Annotated in this window: 11 protein-coding genes; 8 read left to right on the plus strand and 3 right to left on the minus strand. The window is 36.5% G+C overall.

Annotated features, from left to right (window positions below):
- Positions 1-40 precede the first annotated feature (40 nt).
- A complete protein-coding gene (gene sinI, locus RUH74_RS20530) occupies positions 41-187 on the plus strand; it encodes a DNA-binding anti-repressor SinI (protein WP_313803458.1) in 147 nt (48 codons plus the stop codon).
- 163 nt (positions 188-350) lie between these two features.
- Positions 351-3,758 (plus strand): PAS domain S-box protein, encoded by a 3,408-nt coding sequence (locus tag RUH74_RS20535; RefSeq protein ID WP_313803460.1) that lies wholly within the window; start codon positions 351-353, stop codon positions 3,756-3,758.
- Between the two features lie 108 nt (positions 3,759-3,866).
- Here the strand turns inward: RUH74_RS20535 and RUH74_RS20540 are convergent, their stop codons facing one another.
- Together RUH74_RS20540 and RUH74_RS20545 are read right to left on the minus strand one after the other, a co-directional pair.
- Positions 3,867-4,442: a helix-turn-helix domain-containing protein gene (locus tag RUH74_RS20540; protein ID WP_313803462.1), complete on the minus strand. Its 576-nt coding sequence runs from the start codon at positions 4,440-4,442 to the stop codon at positions 3,867-3,869.
- 16 nt (positions 4,443-4,458) lie between these two features.
- Complete coding sequence (locus RUH74_RS20545; RefSeq protein WP_313803464.1) at positions 4,459-5,178, minus strand: EAL domain-containing protein; 720 nt, start codon at positions 5,176-5,178, stop codon at positions 4,459-4,461.
- A 340-nt stretch (positions 5,179-5,518) separates the two neighbouring features.
- On the opposite strand from RUH74_RS20545, the gene RUH74_RS20550 reads away from it, so the two are divergent.
- The 4 genes from RUH74_RS20550 (at position 5,519) to RUH74_RS20565 (ending at position 11,635) form a co-directional block, all read left to right on the plus strand.
- Entirely contained in the window at positions 5,519-6,244 is a 726-nt protein-coding gene (locus tag RUH74_RS20550) for a LytR/AlgR family response regulator transcription factor (RefSeq protein WP_313803466.1), read from the plus strand.
- Positions 6,245-6,356: 112 nt separating this feature from the next.
- Positions 6,357-7,868 carry a glycine betaine uptake BCCT transporter gene (locus RUH74_RS20555; protein WP_313803468.1) on the plus strand — a complete coding sequence of 504 codons (1,512 nt, stop codon included), beginning with the start codon at positions 6,357-6,359 and terminating at the stop codon, positions 7,866-7,868.
- Positions 7,869-8,036: 168 nt separating this feature from the next.
- Positions 8,037-8,495, plus strand: a complete 459-nt coding sequence (locus tag RUH74_RS20560; RefSeq protein ID WP_313803470.1) for a MarR family winged helix-turn-helix transcriptional regulator — start codon at positions 8,037-8,039, stop codon at positions 8,493-8,495.
- Positions 8,496-8,497: 2 nt separating this feature from the next.
- On the plus strand, positions 8,498-11,635 hold the full coding sequence (locus RUH74_RS20565; protein ID WP_313803472.1) for an MMPL family transporter: 3,138 nt from the start codon (positions 8,498-8,500) through the stop codon (positions 11,633-11,635).
- Positions 11,636-11,675: 40 nt separating this feature from the next.
- Here RUH74_RS20565 and liaG read toward each other — a convergent pair whose 3' ends face one another.
- Entirely contained in the window at positions 11,676-12,521 is an 846-nt protein-coding gene (liaG, locus tag RUH74_RS20570; RefSeq protein WP_313803474.1) for a LiaG family protein, read from the minus strand.
- Positions 12,522-12,750: 229 nt separating this feature from the next.
- Between liaG and RUH74_RS20575 the strand changes: the two genes are divergently transcribed.
- Both RUH74_RS20575 and RUH74_RS20580 read left to right on the plus strand, forming a co-directional pair.
- Entirely contained in the window at positions 12,751-13,272 is a 522-nt protein-coding gene (locus tag RUH74_RS20575; RefSeq protein ID WP_313803476.1) for a sigma-70 family RNA polymerase sigma factor, read from the plus strand.
- Positions 13,265-14,587 (plus strand): DUF4179 domain-containing protein, encoded by a 1,323-nt coding sequence (locus RUH74_RS20580; RefSeq protein ID WP_313803478.1) that lies wholly within the window; start codon positions 13,265-13,267, stop codon positions 14,585-14,587. Before RUH74_RS20575 ends, RUH74_RS20580 begins: the two co-directional genes overlap by 8 nt.
- The last annotated feature ends 56 nt before the right edge of the window (positions 14,588-14,643 follow it).

Consider the following 14,643-nt stretch of genomic DNA (forward strand, 5'->3'; position numbering starts at 1 on the left):
CGTGCGGGTCATGAAATAAAAAGCAAGGGTTGTGTGTTGTATGTGTACGTTAAAGAAAATACAGCATGAAGCACTCGACGAAGCCTGGATTCGCCTTATCCTGGAAGCAAAACAGCTGGGCCTTACGAAAGAAGCAGTACGAGCATTTATTATGGATAAAAAAGCAAAGCCTGAGAAAATCGAATAATAGGGTACTAGTATGGACTCTTTTAAAAATTTTTAACCCTGTGCTGCAAAGCATAGGGTTTTTTGTATTAACATCCTGCGTCTATTTTTGGCAATAAAAAACCAATTGTCTAACGAAAAGGAATCCTATATGATGAATGCGGTGAAATAGAAGGAGTGGTTTCGTGTCATACATAGGAATTTACAATAAAGAGCTTGTCCTTTTATCAATATTCATTGCCATTATTTCTTCATATGCTTCATTTAATATTTTATCCAGAATCCCCTTATCAAAGGGGAAAAGCCAGGCATTTTGGCTATTTACGGGTTCTTATATATTGGGTTTGGGTATTTGGACAACCCACTTTATTGGGATGCTTAGTTATGAAATACATGCTCCAGTTACTTATCATTTAAAGCTGAATGCATTTACTTTGCTTTCGGGTATGGTTATTTCGTTCATTTGTTTCTATATTGCTGTTTATTCAGAGAAGAAATTTTCTTCTCTTTTCATTTGTACATGGATCCTTGGGATTGGAATCATTGGTATACATTATATAGGTATGAAATCCATGCATACAAATGTTGGTATGAGCTATAATTCATTCTTTATTATTTTATCCATGCTTATCGCAATAGTAACATCAGGGGCCGCCATTTTTTTATTCTTTTATAAAAAAATGACCAACCGAAGGGGATTTAAACTTTCAGTCAGCTCTATCATTCTAGGGCTCGGAATGATTGGAACTCATTACACGGCAATGTATGCCATTACACTTAATGGAGCACCTTTATCACATACAAATCAAAATATGACTCATTTTGACTATGCCCCCTATCAAATTTCAACCGAGGCCTTAGGCTATGGACTGGCAATAGCTGTCATACTTATTATTTGTGTCGTTATTTCTTTAGCGTATTTTGATAAAAATAAAGCAGAAAAACTTCATAAGCTATCAAATGCTCACTATAAATCACTTGTTGAGCACAATCCGGATTCAGTATTTAGTGTGGATGTCAATGGAGTCATTACGAATGTAAATCCAAAAGGAATTGAGATGTTAGAGGAAAGCAAAGAGCAAATTATTTCTCGAAATCTATTTTCCTATTTTAATAGTACCGATAGAGAGAAGGTAAAACATAAATTTAATCAATTGCAGCACACGAATCAAAGGGAATTTGAAGTGCTAATCAAAAATGGACAAGGCAAATCGATTCCCGTCGTTATTACCTTTGTTCCGATTATTGTTGATAAAAAACTTATCGGGATATTTGTTGTGGCAAGGGATAATACTGAATTAGTTGAATATAAGGAACAGATGAAAAAAGCGCAAAGGGAATTAATTGATACAATACAAAAGCAGCAAGGCTTAATCTTAAAGTTTATTGAACTGGATAATCGTTTTATTCATACGCTAGGGGATGGCGAATTGCTTTATAAAATCGGATTAACTCCAGCTAAGGTTTTAGGGAAGGAGCTACATAACTTTTTCCCAGAAAAAAAAGTTCAACCCATATTAGATGCATACAAGAAAGCTTGGAATGGAGAAATTACTTATTATGAGGCAAATATAAACGAGATTGATTTATATGTTTGTTTAAGCCCTGTTATTCGAGATGGAAAAATTGTTGAAGTAATCGGTTCTGGTGTAGATATAACAGAGCGAAAGAGAGCAGAAAAGATTCAGCAAGATAATGAGAAATGGTACCGAAATATATTGAATATGATGAGTGAAGCTATACTCGTTTATGGTGCGGATGATCGGCATTTTGGCCTAAATGATCGTGTATACCAAATATTTAATATCCCGAAAGAGGAGTCTCAAAAACAAACGATTCACCAAAATACCCTCTCGCTTATTAAGGAAGACGGCTCTCCCCTGCGGAATGAAGAACTTCCCATTCGAATAACACTTCAGACTGGTAAAACGATAACAGGAGAAATTATTGGCGTTAAAAAGAAGAATCTAACAAACTGGTACTCGATCAATACAAAACTCATTAAATCAGAAGACAGCCATGATACGCCAAGCGTCCTACTGACGATGTCAGATATTTCTGCATTAAAAAAACAGCAAATTAAATTAAGAGAGTCGCAGGCTTTAAGACGGACCCTTATTGATAGTTTGCCGATTGGTATATTAGTAGTCGATAATGATTGGAATATTGCAGCAGTAAATCTGCCATTTTGCCAAATATTTAAAATTGAGGAACCAATAAAGAATATTATAGGAAATAGCAAGTCAGCGTGTTATCAATATATCTATTCAAAATTGAAAAAAAATGAGGATCATTTTTTCGATATAGTATCCAATGGAGAATCGGTAGTTGATGAGTTTGAATTGGTTGATAGCCGAATGATTAAAAGAAGTTATTTTCCTTTTATTATGGATGGAGAAATTCGGGGTCATTTATGGACTTTTGAAGATATCACTGAGCGTAAATCCATGGAACAAGGTTTGATTAAGGCGAAGGAAGAAGCAATAAAGGCTAATTTAGCAAAATCCGAATTTCTATCAAAAATGAGTCACGAGCTTCGTACACCATTAAATGGAATATTAGGATTTTCTCAATTATTAGAAATAGATGCCCTATTAAATGATCAGCAGCAAAAGTTTGTTCAGGAGATTTTAAAGGGAGGAAGACATTTATTAGAACTGATTAATGAAATATTGGATCTTTCTAGGATCGAAGCAGGAAAATTTAAAATTTCGAATGAAAAAGTAAAGTTTAGTATGCTTATTGATGATTGTTTGAATTTATTAGCTCCATTAGCTTATAAAAATGGGATTAAGATCAAGAAAAAACAGAAGTGTGAGGACAAATATATATATATAGATGAAGTTCGTTTTCGTCAGATTCTATTGAATTTAATGGAAAATGCTATAAAGTATAATCGCGAAAATGGTGAGATTATCATCTCATGTGAATATAAAAATGGACAAATAATCATTCATGTAATTGATAATGGAATGGGTATTCCGAAAGAGGAGCAGCAGCGGATCTTTGAGCCCTTTTACAGATTAGACCATCATCATACAATTGAAGGGACAGGAATTGGCCTTGCACTTGTTAAACAGTTTGTTGATTTAATGGGCGGTGAAATGGGTGTTCATAGTCAGATGGGCGAGGGCAGTGATTTTTGGTTTAGTCTCCCAATTGAAAAAAAAAACATAGTTGCAGCAAATGAGGACTGTGATTTTCACAGTATGCCCACAAAAAGAGATGAAAGCTACCAGATTTTATATATTGAAGATAATTCCTCTAATCGGGAGCTTGTATCAGAAATTTTAATGAATGAACATGGAGTGACTTTACTTACAGCGGAAACGGGTAAAGAGGGACTTGAAATGGCTTGTAAAAAAGAGCTGGATTTAATCCTATTGGATATCCATCTTCCAGACTTGAATGGGCTTGAAGTATTGGACCAGCTAAAGACTAATCCAAATACAAATCATCTTCCAGTGATTGCTTTAAGTTCTAATGCAATGCCAATTGATATTCGGAAAGCAATGGATAAGGGTGTGAGTGATTATATAACAAAGCCTATTCAAGTCTCTACATTCCTTGAGACGATTTCAAAGCATTTATAACAGAATAAATAGCGCGCAAAAAACTGCTTGGGGCACTTTAGTTTTCAAAGTGTCCCAAGCATTTTAAGTTATAAAGGAACAATCTTTATTTGGCTGGAAAGTCTTTGATTACAGTGTATGGATAATCTTTTTGTGTCTTCTCTCTACACTGATTGCACTGCGGTTCATTAACATCCCGATTTCTTTGAATTTATACCCTTGGGACCGTAATGCTAAAAGCTTGTCATCTTCTTTGGTTGTCCATGTTTGATACGTTTTTTTCTTGGTTATGTATTGATCCTTTGCTCGTTCCTCTGCTACCCATTCAGGTTCAGGCAGAAGGGTTTGCGGATCAATATTTGAAAATTGTATTTTTTCTTTATGAAATGCAGCCCAATTCCAAAATTCAGAGGGGTCAATAAAATAAAATTTTCTAGACTGCCTAGTAATCTTCTGGGAAAATGGCAATCCGTGTTTTTTTGTCCACGCTCTCACGGTAGCACGGTCTACTTTTAATATTGCTGCTAGTTCCCCTATTGTAACAAGGCCGGTATGCTGTCTTGTATTAGATATTTTTAGCCTTGTCATCTTTACACGAACAGATTCATAGGAACGCTCTAGTTTTTGAGCAATTGTAGATACTTTATACATTCCGATGTTATCTTCCAGAAAAAGGAGCTCATCATCTGACCAAACCTTTCGCATGTAAAAGCCTCCTCATTTAAATAGTTTCTGGTTTTCCTAATAGATAGCCTTGAGCAAAAGAGATATTCAAGGCTATTGCCTGTCCTAAATCTTTATTTGTCTCTACCCCTTCCAAGATCAAATCCATTTTTTGCTTGGAAAATTGAAGCAGCAGTGCAACCATTTGCTGCTTTTCCTTTGATTTATGGAGATTATTTGCAAAGTAGCGATCAAGCTTAATGAAATGCGGAGAAAACTCAATAATTTTACATAAGGAGGCCCCGCCTTTTCCAATGTCGTCTATGGCAATCCGAAAGCCGTTTTCCTTAATAATTGCTATTTTCTCTTTAAACTCAGATCGATCCCAAATAGGTTCTTCCTTATCCGTTTCACTAAGTTCAAAGACGATCTTTTTTTCAATATTTGGATAGCCTTTTTGTATTAGAGCAATTAAATTCTCAAAGTTTTCATGAAGAATGGTTGAGGGATAAACATTAATAAACAACAGTTCTTCCTTTAAGCGATCGAATGGGAAACTGTCTATGGCTTGTATAATTGCTTTCGTGTCTAATTCAAATAAACAGCCAGTGTCTCTAGCAAATTCAAATGCTTTTTCAATATTCCTGCAGAAAGCTCCATTAGGAAATCTTAGAAGCGCTTCATAAGCAAACACCTTCCAGTTCATTAAATTCCACATTGGCTGATATACAATGTCAATGCTTTGATTTTTTATGCTTGTCATCATATCCATGCTCATATTTATCCCTCGATTTCTAATACAATCGTATTGTTAAATTATATTAATAATGTAACTTTTATCCCTTATTCTGTCGAACGCTTTAAAGGCATGAAGTGTAAGGGAATGGGGCCATTTGGACTATTTTCAAGACAGGTTAAAGCGATTTTAAGACATTTCATGCCAAAAAAATTTTTTAGTAGTTATAAATACCTAGTTAATTGATTTGAAGAATGAAGAGGTTGGACAAATAGCGGTATGCCTGATATTCTATGATGATGTATAAAAAAGGTATACAGGGATATTATTTTTATATTAGAAAATGATAAATCATACATGCAGGTCTTTATAGGTGATGAAAATGGAGAAATTTAAAGTAATAATCGCAGATGATGATCACCCTTCAAGAATGATATTGATGCATTTTATCCGGCTTCTCCCAGAATATGAGGTTGTTCAGGAAGCATCGAATGGGGAAGAATTCATTCAATTAGTCATGAAGGAAGAGCCAGAAATTGTTCTAGTAGATATTAGTATGCCTGGTTTAAATGGAATGGAGGCTGTTAAGATCTGCAAAGAAAGATTTCCAGCTTTACAGGTTATTTTCACAACAGGTTATGATGAATTTGCTGTTGAAGCATTTAATATTTCAGCAGCGGATTATATAGTAAAGCCAATCGAACGGACAAGGTTATTTATGGCTTTGGAAAAGGCAAAAAAACTAATTCAATTTAATAACGGCTCAAATCAAATAAAGGAAAAGCCAAAAAGGCTAGCGATTAAATCGAATAATACATTTTTATATCTTTCAATTGATGACATTCTTTATGCAGAAAAAGAAGGGAGAAAGACCATTCTTCATACGAAAAATAGCAATTATGAAACATCGGAGTCCCTGCTTGAGCTCGAAGGGAAACTGCCAAATCAATTCTATAAAACTCATCGATCTTTTTTAGTTAATTTAAAAATGATAACAAAAATCGTATCTTCTGGTGAAACATATCTGGCCCATTTCAATGGAACAGAAAAGATTGCTTATATTTCGAAGTTGAAAATAAATGATGTCCATCGATTACTGGGAACTTAAAGAGTCTTGCCATCCTTATAGGAGAGCAGGCTCTTTTTTCATTCATTTAATACTAAATATAAGGGATTGTAAGCATACTAAAAGAAAAGTTAGTCACAGAAAGGAAATTCTAATGAAGAAGGTATCAAATGTTTTTTGGATTTCAGTAGCCATTATGCTCGCGGCAGTTATTTTCGGGGCAGCGGCACCAGAAACCTTTGAAAAAGCTACAGGCAATCTGCAAGCATTTCTAACAACCGCATTTGGCTGGTATTATTTAATTATAGTAACAATCATTGTAGTGTTCTGTTTATTCCTCATTTTTAGTCCTGTAGGTGCGATAAAATTAGGAAAACCTGACGAAAAGCCAGAATTTTCGAGGAGTTCTTGGTTTGCGATGTTATTTAGTGCTGGGATGGGAATCGGACTTGTATTCTGGGGTGCGGCAGAACCATTATCCCATTTCATTTACCCTCCCTTAGCCGAAGGTGGAACAGCTGCAGCAAATAAAGAGGCCATGAGATATACCTTTTTTCACTGGGGGATTCACGCATGGGCGATCTATGGATTAGTTGCCCTGGCATTAGCTTACTTTCAATTTCGGAAAGGGGAGCCTGGACTTATTTCGGCTACACTAAAGCCAGTTTTAGGAAAAAGCATGGAAGGGATACTAGGTACAATTGTTGATGTCCTAGCTGTTTTTGCAACAGTAATTGGGGTGGCAACAACATTAGGCTTTGGAGCGGCACAAATAAATGGGGGATTATCTTATTTATTTGGGGTTCCAAGTAATTTTCTCGTCCAACTTCTTATTATTTTGGCAGTAACCGTTCTATTTATGATTTCTACTTGGTCGGGACTGGGAAAAGGAATCAAATATTTGAGCAATACCAATATGTTTTTGGCTGTAGCTTTATTGTTATTGATGTTTATCATCGGACCAACACTGTTGATCCTCGATTTGTTTACTGATTCGATTGGCGGCTATATCCAAAATATTATTCAAATGAGTTTCCGTATTGCCCCTCTTAATGACGAGCATCGAACATGGATTAATAATTGGACGATCTTCTATTGGGCTTGGTGGATTTCATGGTCCCCGTTCGTTGGGATATTTATTGCACGAGTGTCTAGAGGAAGAACGATTCGTGAATTTATCATTGGTGTGTTATTGCTTCCTGCTCTAGTTAGTTTTTTCTGGTTTGCTGTATTTGGGACATCATCTATTGAGGTACAACAAGCTGGAAAGGTTGATTTAACAAAATTTGCGACAGAAGAGGTCTTATTTGCTGTCTTTAGCCAATTCCCATGGTCTATGGTGTTGTCAATCGTAGCCATTATTCTTGTTAGTACATTTTTTATTACATCTGCTGACTCAGCGACATTTGTCCTAGGCATGCAAACAACCAATGGGTCCCTGACACCGCCAAACCGTGTAAAATTAACTTGGGGAATTGCACAATCAACGGTTGCTTTAATTCTTCTATATAGCGGAGGACTGCAAGCGCTGCAAAATGCATTAATTGCAGCTGCATTTCCATTTTCGTTTATCATGCTGCTAATGATGATTTCTCTGTATCGCTCCTTATCAAAGGAGAAAAGGGAACTCGGGTTATTTCATAAGCCAAAACCAAGGAATAAATAACAAAAAAGATGCCTTAAGTTAATTCAAAACGAACTTTCCGAAATTCATGGATGGTTCGTTTTTTATGATTGACAAAAAAGCATCTGTTTAGTAAAGTTAAATATGTTAATAGTTAATGAGTTGAACAATTAAACTATAGAATCAATTTGATTGAGGTGAAGGAAAACATTGTTAAAGAATATACAAGAACTAATTGATCGATATATTGATTTGTCATTTTCCGTCCATCGAAAAGGCGAATCTCTCATTAGAGATCAAATCGGAAGTGATCTTACAAATGACCAGCATTATATATTGAGGTATATCAGTCAAGTAAAGTCTTGCACTTCATCGGAATTAGCTGAAGAATTCGATGTGAAAAAAAGCGCCATAACAGCTATTATTAACCGAATGTGGGAAAAGGGGTTGATTCAGCGAACACGTGATGAGAAGGATCGCCGTGTTGTTTACCTTACATTAACAGATAAAGGCAATCAGCTGTATGTAAATTGCGAAGAAAGGATTTACAAACTTGTAGAATCTTTTATCAAAAAGTTCGATCCTAAGGAAATCAAGCAATTCATTGAGACCTATGAAAAGTTAAACCAAATATTAATAGAGAGTAGAGACTATAAGGTGGAGGAATAGGGATGCATCAGATTATAAAGAATAAGTGGATCGTCTTCATTGCCTGGATTGTTATTGCTGTTGGTTTATTTATGGCGGCGCCTAACATGGCCGAGCTTGTCCGTGAAAAGGGACAAATTACCGTTCCAGATGAATACTCTTCCACACTTGCTGGGGAAATAATGGCTAATGTTGCTGAGCAAGAGGGCGGAGGAAATGAAACCCAGGTGGCTCTCGTATTTCACAGTGAAAAAAAGTTAACAGAAGAGGACATAAAGGAAGCGGAAAGAGCCATTCAAATCCTTGAAGAAGATAAGGATTTAGGAATAACGGATATTCTGACTCATTTTAAGGAAGAGTCTTTAAGGGATCAGCTTGTTTCAAAAGATGGAAAGTCGATTCTTACTTCCATCACCCTCAATTGGAATGACCGTGAGCCAAGTGAGGTAAATGAGGCACTATATGACGCAATAAAAGATAGTAAAGTAGACCATTACTATACAAGTGAATGGCAAATAAATGAAGATTTGATGGCGAGCTCTGAAGAAGGACTGAAGAAAACAGAGGGAATTACTGTTGTCTTTATCCTTGCTGTATTATTGCTCGTTTTCAGATCTGTTATTGCTCCGATTATTCCGTTAGTGACAGTCGGTTTATCCTACCTTGCTTCACAATCCATCGTATCATTTTTAGTTGATCGATTTGATTTTCCGCTTTCCAATTATACGCAAATTTTCTTAGTTGCTGTTCTTTTTGGTATTGGAACAGACTATTGTATTTTATTACTTAGCCGCTTTAAAGAAGAGTTATCACAAAGTGAAAGTGTTTCTGAAGCAATTATTGCAACATACCGCAATGCTGGTCGCACAGTATTCTTTAGCGGTGTAGCAGTCATGATTGGGTTTGCCGCGATCGGATTTTCTCAATTTATTCTATACCAATCAGCTGCTGCAGTTGCGGTAGGTGTAGCGTTACTGCTTCTTGCATTATTCACAGTTGTTCCATTTTTTATGGCTGTATTAGGACCAAAGCTTTTCTGGCCATCGAAGAGCAAAGCAGAGCATGGAGAAAGCAAAATTTGGGGAGTTGTTGGAAGATTTTCATTGGCCCGTCCGTTCCTAGCTTTACTCATTGTAGCTGCTGTTTGCGTACCATTTTTAGTCACCTATGATGGAGAATTGTCTTATAACTCATTAGAGGAAATTAGCGGTGATGTTAACTCCATTAAAGCATTCAATGCGATTGCCGATAGTTTTGGACCAGGTGAATCCATGCCAACACAGGTCGTTATAAAAAATGATGAGGAAATGGATTCTGCAGAATATATCGGATTAGCGGAAAAGATTAGTAAAGAGTTAGAAAAGGTGGACCTTGTTGACACGGTTCGCTCTGTTACAAGACCAACGGGTGAACCAATTGAGGACTTCTTTGTTGCGAAGCAGGCTGAGACGCTTGAAGAGGGCTTAGGAGAAGGAAAAGAAGGCATTGATAAAATTAGCGAAGGCTTAAATGAGGCAGGCAGTGAATTAGCTAAATCAGAGCCGGAATTAAAGAAAGCTACAAATGGCATTAATGACTTAATTTCAGGTACAAGCGAGCTTCAATCAGGCTTAAAGGAAATCCAAACAAATCTTGCTAAGATTGAAAATGGAATTCGCCAAGGAACAAAAGGTTCAGACGATATTAAGGCTGGTTTAGCGCATTCTAAAAAAGGAGCGGAGGATTTACTAGCTGGTTATCAGGAACTCCTCGGCGGATATCAGAACTTGCATGGGAGCTTACAAACAATAACAGCGAATTATGAAAAGGTTGGTCAAGGCTTGACGGCATTGTCTAACGGACTTGTGCAGGCAAACGATGGAATGTATGGGTATTTAGAAAATAAATATACGGACTTATCTACGGATGATCAATATCAAAAAATGAAGCAGGCCATTTCAGGAGAACAAGGACTGCTTAAACAGCTTAGCGGTTTATCTGCAAATATAAATGAATTAAATGCAGGACTTTCAAACGTAACAGAAGGCATGGCTGGAGCCAACGCAGGATTTGAAAAGGCAATGGGCGGTCAAGGAGGTCTTGCGGCAGGACTAGAACAATTAATTAAAGGGATTGAAGCACAGCAAGCAGGATTCAATCAGCTAGCTGATGGTCAAGGTCAAATTATTAAAAATATGCCTAAAGTAACCAGCGGATTAAACAGTGTGAATGATGGGCAGAAACAGCTTCTTTCGGGCTTTGGCGATCTTGGCGGGCAAATCGGCCAGTTAACAGCTGGTCTTGACAAAAGTGCGGAAGGATTGAATAAAGTTTCTGAAGGACTGGAATCAGCACAGGATTATCTTTCAGGCTTGTCAAAATCGGATAATATGGATGGTTTTTACTTGCCGGCAGAGGTATTGGAAAGTGAAGAATTTGCCCAAGTATATGATGTATATATGTCCAAAGATCGTAAAGTGATGACGATTGATGTTATCTTTAAAGCAAATCCGTATTCTAATGAGGCCATTTCACAAGTAGATGAAATAAAAGATGCTGTAGAAAGAGCGACAAAGGATTCGAAGCTTGAAAATGCTGTGGTTGCAGTTGGCGGCATTACAAGCACAAATGCTGATTTAAGTAAAATGTCTGACCAAGACTACTCGCGTACAGTCGTCCTCATGCTTGTCGGAATATCAATAATATTAGTATTTTTATTTCGTTCAATTATTATGCCAGCATATATTATTGGTTCTTTAATTTTAACTTATTTTACATCAATGGCAATCAATGAGACTATTTATGTGAATATTTTAGGCTATACAGGCATTAGCTGGGCAGTTCCGTTCTTTGGATTTGTTATTCTTGTTGCCCTTGGTGTCGACTATAGTATCTTCTTAATGGATCGATTCAATGAATATAAAAACCTTTCTGTTGCAGAGGCCATGCTTCTTGCGATGAAAAAAATGGGTACAGTAATTATTTCTGCTGCAGTCATTTTAGGTGGAACATTTGCAGCAATGATGCCATCAGGCATGCTATCGCTATTGCAAATTGCTTCCATCGTCATAGTTGGTTTATTCCTATATGCGATTATCATGCTTCCGTTGTTTATTCCTGTGATGGTTAAAAACTTCGGAGCTGCAAACTGGTGGCCGTTTAAAAGAAATGCAAATGAATAAAATAAAACCGGATGAAGGAATCTTCATCCGGTTTTATTTTTTAATAAATTTTTACCATTCCGCTTGTAATATTAACATCTATACTATGCTTTCCAGATCCCATGATCCCTTTAATTTTGTTTTTTTCAACGACTTTATCAGTAAGCGGAAGATCACAATCAATATAGCCGCTGCTGCTTTCACCATTTAACTTGAAGTCGGCATCTTCAGGGAGGTCAAGCTTAATCTGTCCAGAGCTTGCTCTTAAATGGATATCATCTACAAGTTTATTCAAATGAACGTCTAGCTGCCCAGATGAAATTTCAGCATCAAGCTCTCCTTGGTAATTCTCGATGTTTACTTTCCCTGAGCTCATATCAATCGTACCAGAGTTAGTTACGAGTGTATCAATGTCTATCATGCCGGATGATCCTTTATGAACAAACTCTTTTGCTGTTATGTTACTAAGATCGACCTTTCCAGAACTCATATCTATTTTAAGCTCTTCTAGTTCTGTAGGCGAACCGTCGAATTCTAAATAACCGGAACCAACATCAATAGACATTTTGTGATCATAGTCTTCAGGAATGTAAATATACAGCTCTGGCGTGTGATTGAAAATATTAAAGCCGTCAAACCATTTACGGCTATATTCAATCTTAATATTATCCCCATTTTTCTTCACGGTCACTGCACCTTTGCCATCAAGTTCAGCTTTTATATCATTTCTTTCTTCAGGGATAATGGTCGTCTCTACAGAGGTTACGTTAATATCAACCATTTTAATATTGTCTGCTGCAGCTGAATCTGTCTCTCCTTTCGCGAATGGCAGCCAGCTTCTAATATTAGAAGTGAGTAATATATAGACACCGATCAAAATAATAAAAATGAGCAAAATTCTTTTCAAAAATACCCCAACTTTCCTTTGTAATCGTTTTTGTTACACTTATTGTATGACATAGGAATGTATTGTACATTGAGCCACAGCACGAATTGCTACTAAGTCTAGAGGCTTATTTGGGACAGGGGTCAGGTCCCTTGTCCCAATTCTATTGTAAACGAAAAATTAAATGTTTTTAAAACTTTTTCAGGGGAACGAAGTCTAATACATAGAACGAACATAGGGAGGGCATGATGTGAGCTTTGAAGAACTTGTACAGAAGGCTATTCGTGGGGATGACCAGTCCTTTCTTACAGCCATCCAGACAGTGAAAATAGATTTGTATAAAACGGCATTAGCTTATTTGCGAAACGAAGAGGATGCGGTTGAAGCCATACAAGAAGTAACCTTCCGTGCTTATAAAGGAATAAAGCATCTGAAAGAGCCGGGCTATTTCAAAACTTGGATCATTCGAATTATGATTAATTATTGCAATGATACAGTAAAGAAGCAGCGAAGAGTCATTTTGAATGAAGATCTGGTGCTTGCTGAATGCGAAGCAGAAGATCATTCTTTACTAGAGGTTGAAGATGCCATACAAAGATTGGATGAACGTTCCCGCGAAATCATCATATTGAAATATTTTCATGATCTAAAAATAAAAGATATTGCACTAACGCTTGATTGCCCTGAAGGAACGGTGAAAACATGGCTGTTTAAGGCTTTAAAATCTTTGCGGAAAAATCTAGAAGAAAAGGGAGGAATCTCACATGTTTGAAAAAGAAGAAAAAGATCTTTCCCAATTGAAAAAAATGTATGAGGACCTGCCATTTCCTGAGAGTAAGATTGATGAAGCGATCCTTTCAGGATTTAACAAAGCAAAAGAGGAACCAAAGGGGATGGATAAACCGCGTCAGAAAAAATGGCTATTATCTGGATTAGCAGCAGCAATATTTATAATCGGCTTCCTCACAAGTATTCGCGTTTCTCCTGTATTTGCAAGTTATGTTTCTAGTATTCCTGGCATGGAAAAATTGGTTGAGCTAATAAGTGATAATAAAGGATTAATGCTGGCTGTTGAAAATGAATATGTACAAGAAATCAATGCTACCCAAGAAACGAATGGTTTAAAGGTAACGCTGGATTCTGTGATCGCGGATGAAAGAGGAATGGTCATTTTTCAAACGATCGAAGCGAAAGAGAAGCAAGAAAAATTCTATGTAAATGATTTAAAGCTTGAATCAGCGGATGGGACGGAACTCCATTTAGGAAGTTACACTTACGGTGCCCATCAGCCACATGGCGAACTGAGGAAAAAAGAAATGGCAACAATGGATTTCTTTTTTGAAGAACCGTTGGAAACAAAGGAGTTTATTGTTACCTTCACAGTTGAAACAAATGATTATAAGGAAGATTTCCGTTTTCTTTTTACATTGGAGAAGCCCTTAAAAGCAACGAAGAAAATTGAAATGAACAAAACCGTTTCAATTGAAGGTCAGAAAATCACAATTAAAAATATTAAGATTTATCCTCTACGGGTGGCAGTACATGTTGTGATGGATCCAAAAAACAGCAAGAAGATTTTTACGTTTGAGGATATTCGCTTGGTGGATGAAAATGGAGAAGCATGGACAAAAATTGTTAATGGTTTTACTGCTAGTCAAATAAATGAAAATGAACATATTCTTTATTTGCAGAGCAATTATTTTAAAGAGCCGAAAGAGTTATATTTTGTGATGAATAAGCTTCAGGCAGTTGATCAAGAGGATGTTTTTGTGAAGGTTGATATAGAAAATAAGAAAATTATTAATCAGCCAACAGGGAATCATCTTTCCCTTGTAGATGCTAAAAATGGGCGTATTATTTTTACGTTGAATACAGAAGAAGAATTTTATTATTCCCCTTTTATTTCCTTGAGAGATGCGGACGGAAAAGAAATCGAGCTTAGCTCCAATTATTGGACAGAAGATAATAATGGAGTAAGAGAAATCGGAATAGAGTATTCACCCGGTTCGTATAAAAATCCATTAGAACTTAAGTTGTCAGCTTTTCCTGCTTGGATTGAAGGAGATGTAAAATTAAAGGTGAAATAACAAAAGAGGCTGGGACATAACTAGCTTCAAATAAAGAGAAAGGTGAATTTGAGGGT

This window comes from Cytobacillus sp., from assembly GCF_032154635.1.
Lineage (GTDB): Bacteria > Bacillota > Bacilli > Bacillales > Cytobacillaceae > Cytobacillus.

Coding starts and splice junctions, on each gene's coding strand:
- sinI (WP_313803458.1), top strand. CDS start 41: ATGTGTACGTTAAAGAAAATACAGCATGAAGCACTCGACGAAGCCTGG.
- RUH74_RS20540 (WP_313803462.1), bottom strand. CDS start 4,442: ATGCGAAAGGTTTGGTCAGATGATGAGCTCCTTTTTCTGGAAGATAAC.
- RUH74_RS20545 (WP_313803464.1), bottom strand. CDS start 5,178: ATGAGCATGGATATGATGACAAGCATAAAAAATCAAAGCATTGACATT.
- RUH74_RS20550 (WP_313803466.1), top strand. CDS start 5,519: ATGGAGAAATTTAAAGTAATAATCGCAGATGATGATCACCCTTCAAGA.
- RUH74_RS20555 (WP_313803468.1), top strand. CDS start 6,357: ATGAAGAAGGTATCAAATGTTTTTTGGATTTCAGTAGCCATTATGCTC.
- RUH74_RS20565 (WP_313803472.1), top strand. CDS start 8,498: ATGCATCAGATTATAAAGAATAAGTGGATCGTCTTCATTGCCTGGATT.
- RUH74_RS20580 (WP_313803478.1), top strand. CDS start 13,265: ATGTTTGAAAAAGAAGAAAAAGATCTTTCCCAATTGAAAAAAATGTAT.